This is a genomic window from Amnibacterium sp., assembly GCF_025463795.1.
Taxonomy (GTDB): domain Bacteria; phylum Actinomycetota; class Actinomycetes; order Actinomycetales; family Microbacteriaceae; genus Amnibacterium.
In genome coordinates this window covers 1-19,947 of record NZ_JAODBE010000053.1, presented here as the reverse complement: position 1 = coordinate 19,947, position 19,947 = coordinate 1, and the positions used below count along the sequence as shown (strand labels likewise).

Genomic DNA, 19,947 nt, shown 5'->3' with positions numbered 1-19,947 from the left:
CGCTGCGTCCGCGAGGCGAGAGGAACCCCATGGCATACGAAGTGACGAAGAGCGACGCGGAGTGGCGAGCGGCGCTGGACCCGAACGAGTTCACGATCCTGCGCGAGGCGGCGACGGAGCGACCGTGGAGCGGAGCCCTACTGGACGAGCACCGTGACGGGATCTTCCGCTGCAAGGCCTGCGACGCGCCCCTGTTCACGTCGACGGCGAAGTTCGACTCCGGCTCCGGCTGGCCGAGCTTCTTCGAGCCCGTCTCGGACGACGCGGTCGAGCTGAAGAGCGACCGAGCGTGGGGCATGACCCGCACCGAGGTGCTCTGCGCCCGCTGCGGATCCCATCTCGGGCACCTGTTCGACGACGCACCGCAGACCCCGACCGGCGAGCGCTACTGCATGAACTCGGTGTCGCTCAGCTTCGACGACCACGCCGAGGCCTGACCCGAACCCGTTCCGGGGACGGGCGGCGTCCCTGACTGCCGCACGTCCGAACGGGGGCTCGCGGCGAGACGACCGACGGTCCTAGCGTTCCGCCATGGGCTTCATCACCGGGGTGCGACGCGTGCTCGGCCTCGGCGGGGACGACGGTGGCGTCGGCTCCGTCGTCCGCAACGTGGGTCAGATCGAGCTCTTCGGCGACGTCGTCTCGAAGGCGCCGTTCGAGGAGCCGCCCGCCTACGAGGTGGCGCTCGACGACGACCACCTGCCCTGGGAGCTCGGCGAGCACCGATAGCCGTCCCGTCCTGTCCACCGGGGTGACCCGACGAGCCTCGCCCGCCGGTCACCGCCGGTCGACGCTCATCTCCGTGCGGCGGGCACGCCGGTGCGGCGCTCGGCCGGGATCCTGCCCTCCGCGGCCGCCTCGCCGTAGAGGCGCACCGACACGAGCGACAGCCAGACCCAGGACAGGACCACCGCGGCGGTGAAGCTGAGGATCGCTGCGGGGGCGGCACTGCCCGCCGCGACGGCGACGAAGCCGAGGAGCAGCCCCACGCCGGCGATCACCGAGAACGCGGCCCATCCGCGCGCCCCCTCGCGCCGGAAGCGACGAGCGAGCACGAAGGCCGTGATCGCGAACGCGATGAACCCGAGTCCGCCGGCCGCGAGGTGCCCGAGACCGTGGCCGGAGAACGACCCCGGCCGGTCGGGCAGCAGCACCCCGGCGAGCAGGAGCAGCACGCCGTAGAGCCCGAGGTACGCCCAGGCCGTCCGGCCAGGGCCGCGCCCGACGTGCCGCCGCACGCCGAGGCCGGCCGCGACGACCATCGCCCCGGTCACCAGGAACGCGACGACGTGCACCCAGCCCGCCTGGCCGAGGGAGAGAAGGCTCCAGCTGTCGCGCGTGAAGTCGAATCCCGGCTGCAGGAGCCCCTGCAGCACGGACGCGACCACGTAGAAGGGGCCGGCGATCACGCCGTACCCGAGCAGGGACTTCGTCACCCGCGCCTCGGGGGTGCAGTCGGCCGCGTCGCCTCGGTTGCCGCTCATGATCGTTCCTTTCAAACCGAACCGGTTGGTACAGTTTGACCGTAGCGCAGGACGAGCGCTCACTGTCAAGGAGGCGGCATGCGGAGGCGCAAGGCGGCGGCGGTGCTCGAGAGCGCACGCACCCTCTTCCTCGACGAGGGCTTCGACGCGACGTCCGTCGATCGGATCGCAGCGGGTGCTGGCGTCTCGAAGGCGACGGTGTACAGCAACTTCGCCGACAAACCGGCGCTGCTGACCGCCCTCGTCGAGTCCGTGACGCAGGAGTCCGCCGTGATCCTCGCGCGGGCCGTGCAGCCCCTCGACGCGGACGGACCGGTCGAGGAGCGACTGATCGAGGCGGCGATGGCGCTCGCGGGCGGCGTGCTGCGCCCGGAGGTGGTGGGCCTCCGGCGGCTGGCCATCGGCGAGTCCACGCGGCACCCCGACATCGCGAGGACCTACTTCGAGCGAGGGCCGGCGGCGACGCTGCGGCTGCTCACCGAGGCGTTCGCCCGGCTCGGTGTGACGGACGCTGCGGCAGCGGCGGACCAGTTCGCCTACGCCGTCATCGGGCCGCTGCAGGACCGCGCACTACTCGCGGGAGCAGCGCTCGACGAGGCCGCGATCCGGGCGCACGTCCACTCGACGGTGGGCGCGTTCGTGCGCGCGCACGGGGAGGCGCTCCGGCTCGCGTCCGACCGTCGGCCCTGACTCCAACCGGCACCCACGGCCTGAGGATGCGCAGTAGGCTCGGCGCGCCACCAGGGCGCCCCGGCGGCACGGACGTCGATGATGCGTCAGGAGCAGCCATGACGGCGAGCCCGGATCCGCTGGCGCCGCTCGACGCCCCGCCGGCCGCCGATGCGCCCGTCCCCGTCTACTTCGTCGCCGAGTCCACCGGCATCAGCGCCGAAGCGATGGGCAACGCGCTGCTCGTCCAGTTCCCCGGCGTGCGGTTCGAGCGCACGCGGATCCCGTTCATCATGTCGATCGGCGACGCCCGCAAAGCGGTCGCCACCCTCGACGCGGCCATGGCGGGCCCTCGCACGCCCCTCGTGTTCGCGACGATCGCCGACGACACCATCCGCGGCGTGCTGACCACCAGCAAGGCGCCGATCATCGACCTCGTCACATCGCACCTCGGCCACCTCGAGGAGCTGCTCGGGCTGCAGGCCGCGCACCTCGCGATCCGGGCCCACGGCGTCGGCGACATGAGCCGGTACGACCGGCGGATGCGGGCGGTCGAGTACGCCATCGAGCACGACGACGGCGAGAGCCTCCGCAACTACGCGGAGGCCGACGTCGTCCTGCTCGCCCCGTCGCGATGCGGGAAGACCCCCACGACGATGTACCTGGCGCTGCAGCACAGCGTGTTCGTGGCCAACTACCCCCTCGTGCCGGAGGACCTCGAGGACACCGACCTGCCCGAACCGGTGCGCGCCCTCCGGGACCGCTGCTTCGGCATCCTGACGACGCCCGCCAGGCTCTCGCAGGTCCGCAACGAGCGCCGGCCGAACTCGACCTACGCCTCCATGGAGCAGTGCTCGTGGGAGCTGCGCCGGGCGGAGACCCTCTTCCGCGCCCACGGCATCCCGACCGTCAACTCCTCCGCCAAGTCGGTCGAGGAGATGTCGACCGTCATCCTGCAGCACCTCGCTCACGCCTGAACGACCGCCTTCCACTGCAAAGGAGCAGTACCGATGAGCGTCACCGCCCCCTCTCCCACCGCCGAGCACCGCACGCCGAGCGGCTCCAACGTCCGCTGGTTCCGGGACCTCGGCCTCGCCGACCTCGACCAGGTCGGCGGCAAGAACTCGTCGCTCGGCGAGATGATCAGCCAGCTGTCGGGCCTGGGCGTCCGCGTGCCCGACGGCTTCGCCACCACCGCCGACGCCTACCGGCGGTTCGTCGGCCAGCAGGACCTGACCGAGCGCATCGACGCGCTGCTCGCGGACCTCGACATCGACGACGTCGAACGCCTCGCCGTCGTCGGCCGGGAGATCCGGGCCGCCGTCCTCGAGGAGCGCTTCCCGCCCGACCTCGAGACCGACATCCGCGCGGCGTACGCGGAGCTGGCCGCCGAGCGCGAGGAGGCGTCGTTCGCCGTCCGGTCGTCGGCCACCGCGGAGGACCTCCCCGACGCGTCCTTCGCCGGCCAGCAGGAGACCTTCCTCAACGTGCGCGGGATCGACCAGGTGCTGACGGCGGTGCGCGAGGTCTTCGCGTCGCTCTACAACGACCGCGCGATCGCGTACCGCGTGCACCACGGGTACGCGCACGACGTCGTCGCGCTGTCCGCCGGCATCCAGCGGATGGTGCGCTCGGACGTCGGCGCGTCCGGCGTGATGTTCACGATGGACACGGAGTCCGGCTTCACCGACGCCGTGTTCATCACCTCCTCCTACGGCCTGGGTGAGGCGGTCGTGCAGGGGGCCGTGAACCCGGACGAGTTCTACGTATACAAGCCCGCGCTGGCCGCGGACCGCCCCGCGATCCTCAAGCGGCAGGTCGGCGGCAAGGCGATCAAGATGGTCTACACGGAGGATCGGTCCGTCGGCCGCACGACCGAGTTCATCGACGTGCCGGCGAAGGACCGTGGGCTGTTCTCCATCACGGACGCCGAGGTCACCGAACTCGCGCAGCATGCGACCACGATCGAGCGGCACTACGGCCGGCCGATGGACATCGAGTGGGGCAGGGACGGGCTGGACGGCCTCCTCTACATCCTCCAGGCACGACCGGAGACGGTGCAGAGCCGGCGGTCGACCACCTCGACGAAGCGGTACCGCATCGAGGGCCCGGCGTCGGCGCGCACACTGCTCGTCGACGGACGGGCGATCGGGCAGAAGATCGGGGCCGGCCCCGTGCGGGTGCTCTCGCGCGTCGACCAGATGAGCGCCTTCGTGCCCGGGGAGGTCCTGGTCGCGGACATGACCGACCCCGACTGGGAGCCGATCATGAAGCGGGCCTCGGCGATCGTCACCAACCGCGGCGGCCGGACCTGCCATGCGGCGATCATCGCCCGCGAGCTCGGCATCCCCGCGGTCGTCGGCACCGGCAGCGCCACCGACGACCTGGCGGACGGCCGGCGCGTGACAGTGTCGTGCGCCGAGGGCGACACCGGCTTCGTCTACGACGGCGAGCTGCCGTTCGTGGTCGACGAGACCACGCTCGGCGACATGCCGGACATCCCCGTCAAGATCATGATGAACGTGGGGACGCCCGACCAGGCGTTCGCCTTCGCGCAGCTGCCGAACAACGGCGTCGGGCTCGCCCGGCTCGAGTTCATCATCAACCGGCAGATCGGCATCCACCCGAAGGCGCTGCTCGACCTGGCGTCCGATCCGGGGTCCCTGCCGGACGCGGTGCGTGACGAGATCCGGGAGCGGATCGCCGCCTATCCGGGCCCGCGCGAGTTCTTCGTGCAGCGGGTCGCGGAGGGGGTCGCGATGATCGCGGCGGCCTTCGCGCCGGAGCCGGTGATCGTGCGCCTGTCGGACTTCAAGTCGAACGAGTACGCCAACCTCGTCGCCGGCGAGCTGTACGAGCCGCACGAGGAGAACCCGATGATCGGCTACCGGGGCGCGTCCCGGTACCTCTCCCCCGCCTTCGCCGACTGCTTCGCGATGGAGTGCGAGGCGATGACCTACGTCCGGGACGTGATGGGGCTCACCAACCTGAAGCTCATGATCCCGTTCGTCCGCACGGTCACGGAGGCCTCGGGCGTCATCGACCTCCTCGCGGCGAACGGCCTCCGGCGGGGCGAGAACGGCCTGCAGGTGATGATGATGTGCGAGCTGCCCTCGAACGCGGTGCTGGCCGATGCCTTCCTCGACCACTTCGACGGCTTCTCCATCGGCAGCAACGACATGACGCAGCTGACGCTCGGGCTCGACCGCGACTCGGCCCTCGTGGCGGCCGGCTTCGACGAGCGCGACCCGGCGGTGAAGCACATGCTCAGCCTCGCGATCACCGCGGCGAAGCGGCGGGGGAAGTACGTGGGGATCTGCGGGCAGGGTCCGAGCGATCATCCGGACCTCGCCGCGTGGCTGCTGGATCAGGGCATCGACACGATGTCGCTGAACCCCGACACGGTCGTCGAGACCTGGACCGCCCTCGCGGCCCAAGTGGCGGGAGCGGCCAGGTAGCGCGGCCGCGGGCGGGGACGTCGACGTGCCGCGGCTGCTGATCGCCGGCCCGCCCGGTGTGGGGAAGGGAACCCAGTCGGCGATCCTCGCGGCCGGGCTGCGGGTGCCCGCCATCTCGACGGGCGACATGTTCCGTGCGCTCAAGGCGGCGCACGGCGACCTGGCCGCCGAGGTGCAGGCGGTGATGGCGTCGGGCCGGTACGTCGACGACGACCTCACGAACCGGGTCGTCGCCGAGCGGCTGCTCCGGGACGACTGCGCGCCCGGATTCCTCCTCGACGGCTACCCGCGCACCCTGCCGCAGCTCGACTTCCTCCACAGGTGGCTCGCGGAGCGCGGGCTCGCCATCGACGCGGTCATCGCCCTCGAGGCCGACGAGGAGGTCACGGCACGCCGGATGGCCGCCCGCGCCCTCCTCGACGGGCGACCGGACGACACCGTGGAGGCGTTCCGGGTGCGGCTGCGCATGTACGCCGAGCAGACGCGGCCGCTGCTCGACGTCTACGAGGAGATCGAGCTGCTGCGGCGCGTGGACGGATCCGGGACGGTCGACGACGTCGCCGAGCGGGTCTGGGCCGCCGTGCACCCCTGACTCCTGGCCGACTGCGGAGCCGAGCGCCGCGCGGATCCACGAAGGGTCGGATCGGCCACGGCTGCCGGCGGGCACCGGTCGACGGAGCGAATCAGGAGACCGCCCGGGAGGAAGCGTTGCGGAACCGCGGCGCATGCACGACAGTTGTCCGGTCCGGTCCGAGCTGCGGTCGCCGCGGCGTTCCTTGCTCGAGAAGGCGAAGCCCATGAGTGAACGCGACGAATTGATCGAGCACCTCGATTCGCTGAGCACGAGTCAGCTGGCCGACGACCTCCTCGCGCTGGACGGCGCGCACGAGGCGAAGCTCGCCGAGCTGAACGAGGACAACGACGCCCTGTGGGACAAGGTCCACGAGCAGGGCGACCGGATCCTCGCCGCGCAGATCATCCACGCCAGCGGGTTCACGGGTCTTTGCCGGACCTGCAACAAGCAGCGGCACCCGGGCCCGTGCGAGACGTCCCTCGCGTTGGGTGTGACCGAGTAGCTGCGACGACCGGAACCCTGCTGCGTCGCGAACCCGCGCGATTGACGCCGAGCGCTCGCTGAGCTGCTCGCCGGGACTGACGGTGACGCCCGAAACCCCTGAGCATCTGCGATTCGGCGGCGCTCACCGGCCGAGCGGCGGAGCGCCGATCAGACGATCGATGTGCGCGGTGATCATGCGGATCTGCTCGGTGAGCTCCCGGTGCTCCGAAGGATCCGTCGCCGCCTCGAGGTCGCGCTCCATCGCTTCGAGAGCGAGCGTGAGCACGTGCAGGTCCCACGCGGGCCGACTCTCCGGTTCCGCATCCGTCACGGCAGCCGATTCTGCTGCACCCGCTCGGTCGGCGGGAGCCGGGCGCGGACGACTCGCAGCCGAGGAGAGGCCTCCGCCGAGGGCGAGATGGCCTGGCCTCCATCCACCCCAGCCGACTCGAACCCGCGACCCCCTGATGACAAGGAACCTGAAGGCCGGGCATACCGGAGGACGACGAGGCTCTTGGTGCAGCGAAGCAGGACCTGGCCGCGTTAGGCCACCGCCGCGGAGCTCGTCAGATGCGCGATTGCGCGGCCGGCCACCGCGATCGACTCCGGGGTGGCATGAGGCAGTTCGAAGACGAAGTGGTCGATGCCGAGGTGCAACCAGGGTGCGAGCTGGTCGGCCACCTCGTCCGGGTCTCCAACGAAGACGCCGGCAGCGCTGTTCATCTCCGGCATTCCCCGCGCCGTCCTCCACTCGTCCCATTCCGCGCGGGCCTGCTCGGACTCGTGCGCGACGGCGAGCATCCCCTTATAGGTGATGGCGATCTCGCCTTCGTCACGACCGACGGTCGCGCAGTGGCCGGCGAGCACCCGGCGCTTGTGCGCGATGCGGTCGCGACTGTCCCCGGAGGGGAATGAGAGGTTGATCATGTCTGCGTGCCGTGCAGCGATCCGGAGCAGACGCTGCTCCCCGCTTCCGGCGACGAGCACGGGGATGCCTGCTGGCCGCATCGGACGTGGAGAGTTCGGCGGCGAGTCCGGATCGGGGGTCCTGGTGATCATCGGGCGGATCACCTCCAACGCGTCCTGGAGGATCTCCATCCGTCGCGCGATGCTGGGAAAGTCGTAGCCGTACGCCCGATGCTCCGCTTCCGTGCGGGGATGCCCCGCGCCGATTCCGAGGATCGCTCGCCCGCCCGACAGCGCGTCCAAGGTGGACACGAGCTTGGCGAGCAGGGTGGGGCGTCGATAGAGCACGGACGTAGCAAGCACCCCGAGTTGCAGCCGGGATGTCCGTGCGGCGACGGCATTCAGAAGCGAGTACGCCTCCGGCATGGGGGCGTACGGTCCGGCCGGTCCGAGGAACTGGACGTGGTCGGTGACCCAGAGCGTGGTGAAAGCGGGTGTCTGCTCCAAAGCCGTCGTCAGGTCGGTGACGGCGTCGAGCAACCGGCCACCGGTGAACTCCGGTGCGGAGAAATCGGTGAGATGCAGTCCGAAGGTAGGCATGCGTCACGATGGCTCTGCTGGGCGGGTCGCGGAATACCAGAACCTTGGGGTGGGGATCGTGCCGCTCCAGGCCTACCGTTGCGCCGTGAGCAACCTGGGCGTGGTGCGGCACCGGCAGGTGGCCCTCTTGATGGAGCGCTGCTACGTGGGTTTGGATGCGGCTGCTCTGCGCGTGGAAGTTCTGCACCGGCTCCGGTCGGTCATGTCGATTGACGCCGCGTTCTTCGCCTCCATCGATCCGGTCACGCTGCTGTTCACCACGGCGGTGAGTGAGGAACCGTTGCGCGGTGCGGCTGCGCGTTTCTTGGACAACGAGTTCGGGGCGCCGGACGTGAACCGTTTCGTCGACTTGTCCCTCCGCCCGGATCCGATCGGCTCGCTGGACGCCGCGACGCAGGGCGATCGCACGGCGAGTGTTCGCTACACGGACATCATGGCCCCGCTCGGTCTCGGCGACGAACTCCGCGTCGTCCTCCGCTCGCGCTCACACAGCTGGGGGGTGATGTGTCTGCATCGTTCGAATGCCGACGCGGGTTTTTCCGAACCTGAGATCGCGGTGTTGCGTCGCATCGCGCCGCACGTGGCCGAGGGACTTCGCCGGGCACAGGTTCTCGACCAGCTGTCGAGGAGTTCGATGATGATGGACGTCGGGATCGTGCTTCTCGATGACGAGTTGCATCTGGCGTCCATGAACGCCGTGGCCGAGCAATGGCTTGCCGAGATGACCGAGGAGGACTGGCCGTCTCCGTTCGAGCTGCCGGTTCCGATCTACACGGTCGCGGCACGCCTCCTGGCCGACGAGGTGGCCGACACCCGAGGCGAGCCCCGTCCCACCCAGGGCCGCCTCGAAGTGCGGGTGCGCACTGCCGCCGGGACCTGGGCCTCCGTCCGGGCCTCGCGGATCGACGGCCCGAGCGGCCGCCAGATCGCGGTCGTCATCGAATCGGCATCCGCGCAGCGCTTGGTGTCCGTCCTGTTGGCCGCGCGCGGACTGACGCCGGCGCAGGAGCGGGTCGCAGCCCTGGTGCTGCGGGGGCTCACGACCCGCCAGATCGCTGCCCAGGCACACATCTCCGCGAACACGGTGCAGGAGCATCTCACCGCCATCTTCGAGAAGTTCGGCGTCCACAGCCGCCGCGCGCTGGTCACCGCCGTAGGAACAGCACCCGGTACCCCGACGTGAGCTCTTGAGGCGGAACCATCACAGCGTTCGAGCGCCGATTGCTCGTCGACGCCGGGCTGTTCGAGCTGCAGGAAGGCGGATCGTCAAGCGACCGCGAATCCTCTCCGGAAGACCGCGCTGAACTCACGAAAGGCGACCACGCCGAGGTGACCGAGGAGGACGTTGCTACCGCGTCCGCCAAGGGGCCGAACGCTCCCTGACCGCCAGCGAGTCTCGCTCCAGGGAATCGCGCCGGTAGCCCCGGCTCGCGGGTCTGCGAGCCGCGGCCTGCGGATGCGCTGGTCGGCGGCATATCTGCCGAGGCGGCCGAGGGGCCGAGGCGCCCGGATGTGGCGGCTACCGACCAAGTCCCCAACCGTCGGCTACCGACCCTCGAGCAGGACGCAGCTTCAGGCCTCGGGGAGCTCGCCGGCCCGGCTGATGTGTGTCGCGGTCTTGTTCGTGATCTTCCAGACGCCGTCGATCTTGAGAAGGTTGTGGAGGTCGACCCAGGTGTTCTCGGGCTCGCCGCTCTGCCAGACCAGCAGAACGTTCGCCACGTCGCCCGACCGGGTGATCATCAGGACGCGGATCGTCGCGCGTTCGTAGGCGGCCCACTCGGTGAACGCCTCCTCGTTCAGCGGCCACGCGCGTGGTGTGCTGTCGGGTTCGGTGAGGAAGATCCAGGCCCGCTCGTGAAACGCCTCCTCGAAGAAGCGGGTCTCGCCGCTGCCGAACCCGTCGGCGTAAAGCTGGACCACGCGGCGGATGTCCGCCTCGCCGTGCTCGTCGGATCTCGCCGGCGTGGTGGTGGACGTGGTCGCGTCTCCCGCCCTGCTCATGTGGGTCGCGGTCTTGTTCGTGATCTTCCACGCGCCGTCGATCTTGAGGAGGTTGTGGAGATCGACCCAGGTGCCCTCGGAACCGCAATCGCAGACGAGCATGACGTTTGCGACGTCGCCGGATCGAACGAGATTCAGCACGCGAATCGTCGCCCTGGGGAATGACGCCCACACCTGGAACGAGCGAGGCTTGAGCCGCTCGGCGCCCAGCACCCCGTCGGCGCGCGTGTAGAAGATCCAAGCCTCTTCGTGAAACGCCTCGTCGAACATGCCGGTCTCGCCGGTGCCGTACCCGTCGCCGTACAGCTGGACCACGCGTCGGATGTCCCGCTCGTCCTGCTGGTCGGTCTTCGGGGGCACTGCGCGAGTCGTCGTCATTGCGACCACCCTGTCATGTCCCACATCGTCCTCCTCCGGCAAGCAGGGAGCTAGAACGACATCGGTCGCGGCGGCCGCATCACGGTCAGCGGACGCACGGCAGCAGGCCGACATGGAGGTGACCTCGGGCATTCTCGGTGCCCTTCGCGCGCGGCCTCGAGAATCGCGTCGACCGCCGCTCCTCTTGCATGAACCCTCCTGGCGGGGAGGCTGCGCCGGGAACCGGACCGGCGGTCGAGCCGAATATCGCAGCGCCTACGGGGTTTGTGGTCCGAAAGCCTCTGTCGTCGCTCGGGCCTTGCCGGGACGATGCTGCGCACGGCAATGAGAGAGGTTGCGATGTTGAACCCAGTCCGGCTTTCAGCGGTGCTCGCCAGTACCGACCTGGCGCGAAGCCAGGAGTTCTACGAGCAGACGTTGGGGCTTCCGCTCTCATCCGAGACCGTCCCGAATCACCTCCTGTTCGACACGGGAACCGGCACTCTCCTGATCTACGGCCGCCCCGCGGCGAACAGAGCCGATCACACCCAGGTTCGGGTCTGGACCTCGGACATCGATCGTGACGTCCATGACCTCGCCGAACGCGGCGTGGTCTTCGAGGACTACGACTTCCCGAGGTTCAAGACGGTCGCCCACATCGCCACCACCGCCGGGCTCGGCCGGTCCGCGTGGTTCAAAGACCCGGACGGGAACACGATCGCCCTGTTCCAAGCCGAGTAGGCGCATCTCAGCGACCCCCGCGAGCCGCACATCATCGAGACCTGACCCCGGAACCTCGCGCGCTGCTCGGGGCGTCCTCCGTCCCGGGTCCAGCCCCCGACCATGTCCTGTGTCCCCTTCGAGACTGAGACCGGCGCGGTCGCCGCGCCCGTGGGAGCACGTTATTATCTGCACGTCCGCGCAGGCTTGCATGGACCGAGTGACCCCGGCGGCAATACTCAGTCTGCTCAGTCGCGGCCGGTCGATGGAGAGGAAGTCGCATGTCCGTCGTGAAGATCAACGCGTTGCAGGTCCCCGAAGAGGGAGGACAGGAGCTGGAGAGGCGGTTCTCCGGCCGGTCTCACGCGGTGGACGCGTTCCCGGGGTTCGAGGGGTTCCAGCTGCTGCGTCCGGTCAAGGGCGAGAGCCGCTACTTCGTAGTGACGACCTGGGACAGTGAAGAGAGCTACCAGTCGTGGTCCTCGAGCCAGGCTCGGGAGAACCACTCCGGCCCGGGCCGCGCCGTCGCGACCGGCGCCAGCCTGCTCGAGTTCGACGTCCTCGATCTGGACGGCGATGCAGCCTGAAGCTGCAGAGGCCTCGCCGGCACGCCGCGAGGTGGTCCTCGGCGACGGGAACCGGACCGAGAGGGCTGCGGCCGATGCGGTGACATGCGGTCGGCACCCGGACAGCCAGTACGTCGAGCTGGCCGTGGAGGTGTTCGCGATGCTCGCCGACGCTACGCGGGTGCGGATCATCCTGGCTCTGCGCGACGACGAGCTGTCCGTGAACCACCTGGCCGACATCGTCGACAAGCCGGCCGCCGCGGTGTCCCAGCATCTGGCGAAGCTCAGGCTGGCACGCATGGTGACGACCCGGCAGGACGGGACACGGGTGTTCTACCGACTCGCCGACGAACACGCCCGCCAACTCGTCGCCGACGCGATCTTCCAGGCCGAACACACCCTCGGCGGCATCCCCCGCCACCACCACACGCATCCAACGGCTGCCCGATGAGCACCCCTCGCACCGAGCACCACGAGCACGAGCACGAGCACGAGCACGAGCACGAGCACGAGCACGAGCACGAGCACGAGCACGAGCACGAGCACGAGCACGAGCACGAGCACGAGACGCATGATCACCCCCACGGCGATCACGGGCACAGCCACGACGACCACGGGCATGGCCACGGTCATTCCCACGGGCCCGGAGGGCATTCGCACCCGGCCGGGATCAAGGGCTTCTTCTACGGACTCTTCGTTCCCCATACCCACGATGCCGCTGACTCCATCGACGACGCTCTCGAGGCGAGCACCCAGGGGGTCCGCGCGCTGAAGATCAGCCTTTTCCTCCTGCTCGGCACGACCGTGCTCCAGCTGCTGATCTTCCTGATCAGCGGCTCGGTCGCCCTGTTGGCCGACACGATTCACAACTTCTCCGACGCCCTCACGGCCGTCCCCTTGTGGATCGCGTTCATCCTCGGCCGCCGCGCCGCCACTCGCCGGTACACCTTCGGCTATGGGCGCGCAGAGGACCTCGCCGGCCTCTTCATCGTCGCGGTCGTCGCGCTCTCCGCGATCGTCGCGGCGTGGCAGTCCATCGACCGTCTCTTCCACCCGCTGCACCTGCAGAATCTGTGGTGGGTCGTCGTGGCCGGCTTCATCGGCTTCGCCGGCAACGAAGCAGTCGCGATCTACCGCATCCGCGTCGGGCAGCAGATCGGCTCCGCCGCACTCGTCGCCGACGGCGTCCACGCCCGCCTCGACGGATTCACCTCGCTGGCCGTGGTCCTCGGCGCCGGAGGGGTGATGCTCGGCTTCCCCCTCGCCGACCCGATCGTCGGGTTGGTGATCTCCGCCGCGATCATCGTCCTGCTCTGGGGAACCGTGAAAAGCATCGGCCGACGCCTCATGGACGGCATCGACCCTGAACTCCTGGACCGCGCCGAACACGCCCTGACAGGCACTCCGGGGGTGCTTGCAGTGCCGAGACTGCAGCTCCGGTGGGTCGGCCACAGGCTGCAAGGAGCCGCGACGCTCCTGGTGGCCGACATGCAACTCAGCGAGGCGGAGCACATCGCCCAAGAAGCCGGCCACACGCTGGCCCACGCTCTGCCGAAGCTGGACGACTTCGTACTCCGAGCGACAAGCACGGAAATTCACCGTCCCTGATCCACCTCGTACTCTGGCGACTGCTGCATTGGAACAGGGATGCAAAGTCAACCGACGGGTACGAATCCGCCGGTCCAGCTCAGCTTCTCGGCAGCGGCGAGACTCATCTGCAGGAACCCGAACGCTTCGAGCTCCCGTGCCCGCTTCAGGCCCCCGACGTCGATCGCCTTGAGTCCGGCCGCGGTGACCAGCTCGATGACGGAAGCTTTCACGGCGGAGTCGTCACCGGCCAGTAGCACCGTCGTGGTCATTCCCCGGCCTTCTTGCCAGCGAAGGTCGTGTTGAAGGCCTTGACCACCCGGGAGGCTCGACGAAGCGTCCAGCCGTCTCGAAGACGCGTCGACGAATCGATCGCGGAGGACCGCCATTGGCCGGAGGAACCCTTGCGGGGCACCCCGGGGCCACCTGATCGAGCAACGGGCAGCGCCCCCTCGGAGTGGGACTGGCACGGTGTCCGGCCTGCTGCGACGCTCCGATCGCGCCGTACCCACGGCCCTTTCTACCCTGGGGGATCCACATGTTCAGTCACCGATCGCGCCTCGCAGCAGCGGCGCTCGTCCTTCCGTTCGCCGGCGTCGCCTTCCAGGCGACCTCGGCGTCCGCCACGCCGATGCCCACGTGCTTCGGCCACGCGGCGACCATCGTCGTCACCGCACACAGCCCGCACGTCGTGCACGGCCGCTCGGGGGCGGACGTGATCGTCGTCCGCAGCGCCGGCCACATCATCAAGGCCGGCGGCGGCAACGACCTCATCTGCGGATCATCCGGCAGGGACCGCATCGACGCGGGCGCCGGCAGCGACCGGGTCATGGGCGGTGGCGGTACCGACACGATCGAGGGCGGCTCCGGCAACGACCACCTCTCCGGCGGCGCAGGCAGCGACCACCTGAGCGGCGGCGGCGGCTCCGACACCCTCGACGGTGGCACCGGCAACGACGTCGAGAGCGGCGGCGCAGGCAGCGACCACCTCAACGGCGACCCCGGCAACGACACCCTCAACGGTGGCGACGGAAACGACGTCGAGAACGGCGGCTCCGGGAGTGACACCGAGAACGGCGGCGGAGGCGACGACCACCTCATCGGCGGGACCGGAAACGACCATCTCTCCGGCGATCAGGGCGACGACGCCCTGCAGGGCGACTCCGGTGACGACAGCCTCGACGGCGGAGACGGCGCGGACACCGACCGCGGCGGCGACGGCCACGACACCTTCCACCGCGGCTCGTCCGACCACGTCGACGACCAGCAGTCCGACGACCACGAGACCGTCAGCAACGACGACCAGGGCGACGACAGCACCTCCGGAGGCGACCAGAACGACTCCGGCGCCGGCACGAGCAGCTCCAGCCAGGACGACTGACGCCAGACGGATGCATACGGCCGGCAGCCTTCGCCGACCGTATGCATCGGCCTCACGTCCGCTTGTCGGGAGCACGAGTCATCGATTCCGGTCGGACCCGCGGATCGGCCTCCAGGCGTAGTTCCTCGCAGCGGTCCACTTCGTCGATCCCCTCTGCCGCCGGAAGACATGTCGCACCGACGTTGAGGCGGCAGCCGGGACCGACGTCCCTTGGGCGCAACCTGCGCGATGGCCTGCTCGATCCGCTCGAGGACCTCCGGATCGTCGGGTTCGGTGGCCGGCCGGGAGCGGCTGATCTCGCCCGTCGGAGCAGGACCGACGGCGTGCACGGCTCGTGCTCGAACCTTCCCCACCCCGCCCAGACTGGCGGCGCCCTCTCCATGGGCGCCGCCAGCGGGTGAGCGAGAAGTGGTTACCCGGCGCGCGAGCCGGCGCGGGCATCGAGCGTGAGGACGCTGGTCCCTCGTGCGTGGCCGCCTGCAATGTGGCTGACGGCTTGGGCTGCTTCCTGAAGGCGGTAGGTCCGGCCGATGAGCGGGGTGACCTTGCCGGCTTCGATGAGGGCGGCAATCGCGAGCAGGTCCTCACGTCTGGGGAACTTGATGGTCGGGGCGGACTGACGACGAGTGAATCTCGACACGATGGCCGCTTTCATGACGGTCCCCATGGTGCCGAACCAGCGCCCGCCGGAGGTGCCGTTGTTGGATTGGAGGACCCCGTCCGGGGTGAGCGCTCGTCGTGTGTGTGACAGGGAGTGGTTCGCCACGTTGTCGAGGATGAAGTCGTAGCGCTGCTTGCCCAGGGTGAAGTCCTCCATGGTGTAGTCGATGACGTGGGCCGCGCCCAGAGATCGGACGGTGTCGAGGTTGCAGGCGCTGGACACTCCGGTGACCTCGGCGCCGAACGCTGCGGCGATCTGGATCGCGTAGGAGCCGAGGCCTCCCGATGCACCGTTGACGAGCACCTTCTGTCCTGGACGAACGCGCCCTCGTAGCAGCTGCAGGGCGGCGGATGCGGATACCCCGACGGCTGCCGCCTGCTCGAACGTGAGGTTCGATGGCTTGGGGACGAGGTGATCAGCCCGTGCACATACGTACTCCGCGAAGGCACCTGCGCACCAGCCGAACACCTCATCCCCGACCTGGAGCCCCGTGGAGCCGCCGTCGACAGCGACGACGGTCCCGGCGACATCCGTACCGGGCACGCGATTCTTCGGCTTGCGGAGCCCGACTGCCGCGCGGGCGATGAGGGGTTCCCCCTCGATGGCCACCAGGTCGCCGACGTGGATGGATGCGGCGTGTACCCGGATCAGCACCTCACCGTCGTGCGGCACGGGCACTGCGACGTCTTCCAGCTTGAGGACGCTCTCCGGGCTGCCGTACCGGTCCTGAACGATCGCTTTCATCGAGGAGGGGATGGCGGTGCCAGCAGTACTGGCAGTGGTCGGATGGGGCACGGGTGCGTGGGTGGTCATTTCTCTCAAGTCCTGTTCGTGTGCGTGGACGGCTGCGGAACGCAGGGTGGGTGGGAGGGCGGGCCGGGAGACGGCCGGGGTCAGCGAACCGAAATCGCTTCGACTCGGCCCGAGTAGGCCGCCTTCTGGAAGCCCTTGATGAGCAGCCAGGCGGGGAGGACCAGTTCGAAGAAGAACCCCGGCATCATGAGGTAGAGGCCGATGTGGACCCCGAACAGTTCGGCGATGGTTCCGGCGACGAGGCACGGGTAGCCGATCAGCCCCGAGAGGGCCAGCCACCGCGGGACGAGGCCGGTCTTGAACAGCAGCAGGCAGAGGAATGTCGCACCGACTCCGAGTGCCATCTCGCCGATCTGATACGACATGCCGTTCAGCTGGACGAGCAGGGATGCGAGAGTGCTGGCTCCCGGTTCACCGGCGTGCTGGGCCAGCGGGACGATCATGAGCAGGGCGAGCGCGCCGATGCTCAGAAAGAGGACCTCGACGATGATGGCGGCGAGGTACGTGAGCGCCGTCCGCGTGCTGTGTCGCTCCAAGATGGGAAAGAAGAGGACCGCTTTCGCGACGTCCACGGCGGTGTTGAGCAATATCAGAAAGGCACCGAGAGTCAGGAGCGACTGAACCGGCCCGATCGTGGCCAGGAAGTTCGCGGGCGCTGCCAGGGAGCTCGCAATCGAGGAACCTGTTCCATAGACGAGGAATCCCGCGAGGAACAGTGCGCCGATGATTCGCGATTGCGTCATCCGTGAGCTGGGCCGGTTGGCGGACGAGCCTCCCGGGGCGCGGATCTGTTGCGCGGAGAGTGGGCTGCCGGAAAGGGTGGACTGGGTCATGAGATCTCCTTGTTCGTGTGTGGCTACAGCCTCCGCATCAGGGCGGTTCTTGAGATCCGGGCGAACACGTAGCGGACACGTAGGTGAGCCGACCCGGACCACCAGCACCGCGGGCAGTGGAGCGACTCCTACGTACCCGTTCAGCGTTCGCCTGGATGCGGTGCAGAAGACGGTTGAGGAGCCTGACGGGCATGCGCCATTTCCTCGTCGAGATCCCGATCCAACAGATAGGACCGAGAGACTGCGCCCGCGCACTGGAAGCACTACAGATGGCGCAGTCGCGGCTCAGCGGCAGCGCGACGGTTCCTCGCGCCCTCTTCGCCGGGATCACCCAGCAGGACGATCACCTCATCTGCCTGATCGAGGCATCGGCCGCCCAAGGCGCGCGCGCGCTGGTTGCACTGGCACTACTGCCTACCGGTCACATCCGCGAGATCAGCGGCCCGACCTGCCCGGCCCGGCTCGCGGCGCGGGCTGGAAGTTGTGGTCGCCTATCCGGGAGCGGCAGCCCAGGATGCGATCTTGACCCTGGAGTCGAACCCGAGCTTGTTGAGGATGTTGTAGACGTGGGTCTCCACCGTGCGCTCGGAGAGGAATAGGCGCTGCGCGATGTCCTTGTTGCTCAACCCCTCGGCGAGCAGCTCGGCGATCTGCCGCTCACGCTTGGTCAGCGGGTCTGCATGCTCCTGTTCCGCGGCAGGAGCTCGAACGACCTGGATCCCGAGAGCCAGCGCCACCACGGCCGAATGGTCGAGCTGCTCGCCTTCGTCGAACGCCTTCTGGTAGCGCTGAGGGCCGAGGTCAGCGCGGGCCAGGGTCTCCGCTCGCTCGACCAGCGGCCGGATGAACGGGCTCAGCAAGTACCCCGATTCAGTCCGCAACATCGCCGCGGCGCCCAGGAGCGTCGCGGCCCGCGCTCCTCGGCCGGCCATGGCCGCGTTTCCTGCTAACGCGTGAATCCGCAGCACGAGCCCGGGCCGGTCATCGACGACCAAGGTCGCGCGGAGCGCCTCGATCAGCGCCGCCTCCGCCTGGTCGTGCTCGCCGACCATCATCGAGGCGACCCCGACGCTCGTGAGGTGAGTACTCAGCATGTAGATCTCGTGGACGCGTCTGCAGCGTTCCGCGGCCCCGAGCCCGATCGCGCGCATGCGGATGAAGTCACCGTCCAACGACGCGATCAGCGCCTCGGACTGGGCCGCGGCGATCTCCGCGATGTCGTCATCGAGGGTGTCCGCGAGCCGTTGCGCTTCAGTGGACAGCGGACGGGCAGCGGCGAGGTCGCCGGCCATGACGTGGAGCGCGGCGGCGATGGCGAGGATTCGCACGAGCAGGACGGCGGCGTTCGACCCACGCGCGATGTCAGCGGCCTCCGCAATCGCATCCAGCCCTGCGACGTGGTCGCCTTGCGCGACCGCGAGGTAGCCCCGGACGAAGAGCGCCCGCGCACGCGCCGCGGGGTCGGTGCCGCGTCGCTGGAGGAGGCTGTCCATCCAGTGGACGCCCTCGCTCAATGCCCGGTTGGCCCAGTACCGGCCAAGGCCCGCCGCCATCTCCAAGCCCACGTCGGCATCCACGAGATCGGTGAGGCAGTACCTGAGGGCGCCCCGGAGGTTGTCCGCCTCGAGGTCGAGGGCCTGCAGGAATTCGAGTGTCAGCTCGTCATCAGCCGTGCGGCCATCGGAGTCCACGCGCCGGCACAGGGCAGCGAAGAACGACAGATGTGCGTCTCTGCAGTTCCTTTCCTCGCCCGCGTCATGGAGTCGCAGCGAGGCGAACTCCCGCATGGTCTCGTGCATCCGATACCGGCCGCCGCTCGAAGTCCGTTCGAACGTCACGAACGAACGGTCCACCAGCGCTGCGAGCGCCTGCGGCACGGTGGGCGACGTCACCGTCCCCCAACCGCAGACGTGCTCGGCGGCCGCCAAGGTGAAGGAGGCGGGAAAGACCGCGAGGCGACGCAGGACCGCCCGGCCTTCGCTACTCAGCAGGTCGTGGCTCCACGCGATCGTGGCCTCCAGTGTCTGCTGCCGGGCCGGCGCGGCCGTGCTACCGCCGACGAGGAGGTGGAACCGGTCGTTCAGCCGCTCGACAAGGTCTTCGACACTGAACGATCGCAACCGCACTGCCGCGAGCTCGATCGCCAACGGGATGCCATCAAGTCGCCGGGCGAGTTCCACCACGCCGGCCATATTCGCCTCGGTCACCACGAGGGGGGCACCCGCCGCGGCAGCTCGCTGAACGAGGAGGCTGACGGCCTCGGACTCGGTCACGCCTCGGGCCGACCTCTCGTCGGCGCCGTCCGGCAGGGATAGCGGCTGAACCGGAACGACCCGCTCGCCGGCGACGCCGAGCGGCTGCCGACTGGTCGCCAGGATGCGCAGGTCGGGTGCCTCGCGCAGCAGCGAATCCGCCAGGACCGCACACGCGTCCAGCAGATGTTCGCAGTTGTCCAGAACGAGCAGCAGCCGCCTCCCCGTGAGGTGGTCCAGGAGTCGCGACAGCGGCCATCGACCCGACTCGTCGCCCAACCCCACCGAGGTCATCACGGCCTTCGGCACAAGCTCCGCGTCGGCGAGGCCGCCCAGCTCGACCAGCCATACCCCGTCCGGCAGACCGCGCGCGAGATCGGCCGATGCGCGCAGAGCCAGACGGGTCTTGCCGACACCGCCGGCACCCACGAGGGTCACCAGACGGGACACCGCGAGTGCCGCCTTGATGTCCTGAAGCGCAAGGCGCCGCCCGATGAAGCTGCTGAGCTCGACCGGAAGGTTGCCCTGCCGCCCTCGTGCCCGGCTTCCCATCTTCGTGAGTGTAGGCAGGAGGCGCAGTCACGCCTCTCCGATCGGCC

22 protein-coding genes are annotated in these 19,947 nt (G+C 69.2%); 14 read left to right on the top strand and 8 right to left on the bottom strand.

Annotation, left to right across the window (positions count from 1 at the left end):
* Window positions 1-29 precede the first annotated feature (29 nt).
* Complete coding sequence (msrB, locus tag JWQ92_RS04660) at window positions 30-437, top strand: peptide-methionine (R)-S-oxide reductase MsrB (protein ID WP_297343294.1); 408 nt, start codon at window positions 30-32, stop codon at window positions 435-437.
* 94 nt (window positions 438-531) lie between these two features.
* Complete coding sequence (locus tag JWQ92_RS04655; RefSeq protein WP_297343293.1) at window positions 532-729, top strand: hypothetical protein; 198 nt, start codon at window positions 532-534, stop codon at window positions 727-729.
* A 65-nt stretch (window positions 730-794) separates the two neighbouring features.
* Here JWQ92_RS04655 and JWQ92_RS04650 read toward each other — a convergent pair whose 3' ends face one another.
* A complete protein-coding gene (locus tag JWQ92_RS04650; RefSeq protein ID WP_297343292.1) occupies window positions 795-1,484 on the bottom strand; it encodes a DUF998 domain-containing protein in 690 nt (229 codons plus the stop codon).
* A 78-nt stretch (window positions 1,485-1,562) separates the two neighbouring features.
* On the opposite strand from JWQ92_RS04650, the gene JWQ92_RS04645 reads away from it, so the two are divergent.
* The 5 genes from JWQ92_RS04645 to JWQ92_RS04625 all read left to right on the top strand — a co-directional run bounded on the left by JWQ92_RS04645 (window position 1,563) and on the right by JWQ92_RS04625 (window position 6,687).
* Window positions 1,563-2,174 carry a TetR/AcrR family transcriptional regulator gene (locus tag JWQ92_RS04645; RefSeq protein WP_297343291.1) on the top strand — a complete coding sequence of 204 codons (612 nt, stop codon included), beginning with the start codon at window positions 1,563-1,565 and terminating at the stop codon, window positions 2,172-2,174.
* A gap of 98 nt (window positions 2,175-2,272) precedes the next feature.
* The gene (locus tag JWQ92_RS04640; protein ID WP_297343290.1) at window positions 2,273-3,130 is read left to right on the top strand and encodes a pyruvate, water dikinase regulatory protein; all 858 of its coding nucleotides are present in this window, start codon (window positions 2,273-2,275) and stop codon (window positions 3,128-3,130) included.
* 33 nt (window positions 3,131-3,163) lie between these two features.
* The gene (gene ppsA, locus JWQ92_RS04635) at window positions 3,164-5,611 is read left to right on the top strand and encodes a phosphoenolpyruvate synthase (protein WP_297343289.1); all 2,448 of its coding nucleotides are present in this window, start codon (window positions 3,164-3,166) and stop codon (window positions 5,609-5,611) included.
* Window positions 5,612-5,636: 25 nt separating this feature from the next.
* A complete protein-coding gene (locus tag JWQ92_RS04630; RefSeq protein ID WP_297343288.1) occupies window positions 5,637-6,203 on the top strand; it encodes an adenylate kinase in 567 nt (188 codons plus the stop codon).
* A 205-nt stretch (window positions 6,204-6,408) separates the two neighbouring features.
* Entirely contained in the window at window positions 6,409-6,687 is a 279-nt protein-coding gene (locus JWQ92_RS04625) for a hypothetical protein (RefSeq protein ID WP_297343287.1), read from the top strand.
* Between the two features lie 123 nt (window positions 6,688-6,810).
* On the opposite strand, the gene JWQ92_RS04620 is transcribed toward JWQ92_RS04625, so the two are convergent.
* Together JWQ92_RS04620 and JWQ92_RS04615 are read right to left on the bottom strand one after the other, a co-directional pair.
* Entirely contained in the window at window positions 6,811-6,999 is a 189-nt protein-coding gene (locus tag JWQ92_RS04620) for a hypothetical protein (protein ID WP_297343286.1), read from the bottom strand.
* A gap of 212 nt (window positions 7,000-7,211) precedes the next feature.
* Window positions 7,212-8,114: an LLM class flavin-dependent oxidoreductase gene (locus JWQ92_RS04615; protein ID WP_297343285.1), complete on the bottom strand. Its 903-nt coding sequence runs from the start codon at window positions 8,112-8,114 to the stop codon at window positions 7,212-7,214.
* A 145-nt stretch (window positions 8,115-8,259) separates the two neighbouring features.
* Here JWQ92_RS04615 and JWQ92_RS04610 point away from each other — a divergent pair, with 145 nt between their 5' ends.
* Both JWQ92_RS04610 and JWQ92_RS04605 read left to right on the top strand, forming a co-directional pair.
* Complete coding sequence (locus tag JWQ92_RS04610; RefSeq protein WP_297343284.1) at window positions 8,260-9,357, top strand: LuxR C-terminal-related transcriptional regulator; 1,098 nt, start codon at window positions 8,260-8,262, stop codon at window positions 9,355-9,357.
* 38 nt (window positions 9,358-9,395) lie between these two features.
* The gene (locus tag JWQ92_RS04605) at window positions 9,396-9,557 is read left to right on the top strand and encodes a hypothetical protein (protein WP_297343283.1); all 162 of its coding nucleotides are present in this window, start codon (window positions 9,396-9,398) and stop codon (window positions 9,555-9,557) included.
* A 189-nt stretch (window positions 9,558-9,746) separates the two neighbouring features.
* Here JWQ92_RS04605 and JWQ92_RS04600 read toward each other — a convergent pair whose 3' ends face one another.
* Window positions 9,747-10,688 (bottom strand): nuclear transport factor 2 family protein, encoded by a 942-nt coding sequence (locus tag JWQ92_RS04600; RefSeq protein ID WP_297343282.1) that lies wholly within the window; start codon window positions 10,686-10,688, stop codon window positions 9,747-9,749.
* 234 nt (window positions 10,689-10,922) lie between these two features.
* On the opposite strand from JWQ92_RS04600, the gene JWQ92_RS04595 reads away from it, so the two are divergent.
* The 4 genes from JWQ92_RS04595 (at window position 10,923) to JWQ92_RS04580 (ending at window position 13,429) form a co-directional block, all read left to right on the top strand.
* Window positions 10,923-11,276 carry a VOC family protein gene (locus JWQ92_RS04595; RefSeq protein ID WP_297343281.1) on the top strand — a complete coding sequence of 118 codons (354 nt, stop codon included), beginning with the start codon at window positions 10,923-10,925 and terminating at the stop codon, window positions 11,274-11,276.
* A gap of 260 nt (window positions 11,277-11,536) precedes the next feature.
* Entirely contained in the window at window positions 11,537-11,842 is a 306-nt protein-coding gene (locus tag JWQ92_RS04590; RefSeq protein WP_297343280.1) for an antibiotic biosynthesis monooxygenase, read from the top strand.
* 79 nt (window positions 11,843-11,921) lie between these two features.
* Window positions 11,922-12,272: a metalloregulator ArsR/SmtB family transcription factor gene (locus JWQ92_RS04585; protein ID WP_297343331.1), complete on the top strand. Its 351-nt coding sequence runs from the start codon at window positions 11,922-11,924 to the stop codon at window positions 12,270-12,272.
* A complete protein-coding gene (locus JWQ92_RS04580; protein ID WP_297343279.1) occupies window positions 12,269-13,429 on the top strand; it encodes a cation diffusion facilitator family transporter in 1,161 nt (386 codons plus the stop codon). Before JWQ92_RS04585 ends, JWQ92_RS04580 begins: the two co-directional genes overlap by 4 nt.
* A gap of 47 nt (window positions 13,430-13,476) precedes the next feature.
* Here JWQ92_RS04580 and JWQ92_RS04575 read toward each other — a convergent pair whose 3' ends face one another.
* A complete protein-coding gene (locus JWQ92_RS04575) occupies window positions 13,477-13,680 on the bottom strand; it encodes an oxidoreductase (protein WP_297343278.1) in 204 nt (67 codons plus the stop codon).
* A gap of 266 nt (window positions 13,681-13,946) precedes the next feature.
* Here JWQ92_RS04575 and JWQ92_RS04570 point away from each other — a divergent pair, with 266 nt between their 5' ends.
* Window positions 13,947-14,789, top strand: a complete 843-nt coding sequence (locus JWQ92_RS04570) for a calcium-binding protein (protein WP_297343277.1) — start codon at window positions 13,947-13,949, stop codon at window positions 14,787-14,789.
* A gap of 412 nt (window positions 14,790-15,201) precedes the next feature.
* Here JWQ92_RS04570 and JWQ92_RS04565 read toward each other — a convergent pair whose 3' ends face one another.
* The 3 genes from JWQ92_RS04565 to JWQ92_RS04555 form a co-directional block, all read right to left on the bottom strand.
* On the bottom strand, window positions 15,202-16,263 hold the full coding sequence (locus tag JWQ92_RS04565) for an NAD(P)-dependent alcohol dehydrogenase (protein WP_297343276.1): 1,062 nt from the start codon (window positions 16,261-16,263) through the stop codon (window positions 15,202-15,204).
* Between the two features lie 80 nt (window positions 16,264-16,343).
* A complete protein-coding gene (locus JWQ92_RS04560; RefSeq protein ID WP_297343275.1) occupies window positions 16,344-17,096 on the bottom strand; it encodes a DUF4386 domain-containing protein in 753 nt (250 codons plus the stop codon).
* Between the two features lie 491 nt (window positions 17,097-17,587).
* The gene (locus tag JWQ92_RS04555) at window positions 17,588-19,900 is read right to left on the bottom strand and encodes a LuxR C-terminal-related transcriptional regulator (RefSeq protein ID WP_297343274.1); all 2,313 of its coding nucleotides are present in this window, start codon (window positions 19,898-19,900) and stop codon (window positions 17,588-17,590) included.
* Window positions 19,901-19,947: the final 47 nt, after the last annotated feature.

Excerpts from the sequence above, each read along its gene's own strand:
- JWQ92_RS04555 (WP_297343274.1), bottom strand. The coding sequence starts at position 19,900 with ATGGGAAGCCGGGCACGAGGGCGGCAGGGCAACCTTCCGGTCGAGCTC.
- JWQ92_RS04560 (WP_297343275.1), bottom strand. The coding sequence starts at position 17,096 with ATGACCCAGTCCACCCTTTCCGGCAGCCCACTCTCCGCGCAACAGATC.
- msrB (WP_297343294.1), top strand. The coding sequence starts at position 30 with ATGGCATACGAAGTGACGAAGAGCGACGCGGAGTGGCGAGCGGCGCTG.
- JWQ92_RS04600 (WP_297343282.1), bottom strand. The coding sequence starts at position 10,688 with ATGCCCGAGGTCACCTCCATGTCGGCCTGCTGCCGTGCGTCCGCTGAC.
- JWQ92_RS04575 (WP_297343278.1), bottom strand. The coding sequence starts at position 13,680 with ATGACCACGACGGTGCTACTGGCCGGTGACGACTCCGCCGTGAAAGCT.
- JWQ92_RS04580 (WP_297343279.1), top strand. The coding sequence starts at position 12,269 with ATGAGCACCCCTCGCACCGAGCACCACGAGCACGAGCACGAGCACGAG.
- JWQ92_RS04625 (WP_297343287.1), top strand. The coding sequence starts at position 6,409 with ATGAGTGAACGCGACGAATTGATCGAGCACCTCGATTCGCTGAGCACG.
- JWQ92_RS04565 (WP_297343276.1), bottom strand. The coding sequence starts at position 16,263 with ATGACCACCCACGCACCCGTGCCCCATCCGACCACTGCCAGTACTGCT.
- JWQ92_RS04570 (WP_297343277.1), top strand. The coding sequence starts at position 13,947 with ATGTTCAGTCACCGATCGCGCCTCGCAGCAGCGGCGCTCGTCCTTCCG.
- JWQ92_RS04655 (WP_297343293.1), top strand. The coding sequence starts at position 532 with ATGGGCTTCATCACCGGGGTGCGACGCGTGCTCGGCCTCGGCGGGGAC.
- JWQ92_RS04645 (WP_297343291.1), top strand. The coding sequence starts at position 1,563 with ATGCGGAGGCGCAAGGCGGCGGCGGTGCTCGAGAGCGCACGCACCCTC.
- JWQ92_RS04640 (WP_297343290.1), top strand. The coding sequence starts at position 2,273 with ATGACGGCGAGCCCGGATCCGCTGGCGCCGCTCGACGCCCCGCCGGCC.
- ppsA (WP_297343289.1), top strand. The coding sequence starts at position 3,164 with ATGAGCGTCACCGCCCCCTCTCCCACCGCCGAGCACCGCACGCCGAGC.
- JWQ92_RS04590 (WP_297343280.1), top strand. The coding sequence starts at position 11,537 with ATGTCCGTCGTGAAGATCAACGCGTTGCAGGTCCCCGAAGAGGGAGGA.
- JWQ92_RS04650 (WP_297343292.1), bottom strand. The coding sequence starts at position 1,484 with ATGAGCGGCAACCGAGGCGACGCGGCCGACTGCACCCCCGAGGCGCGG.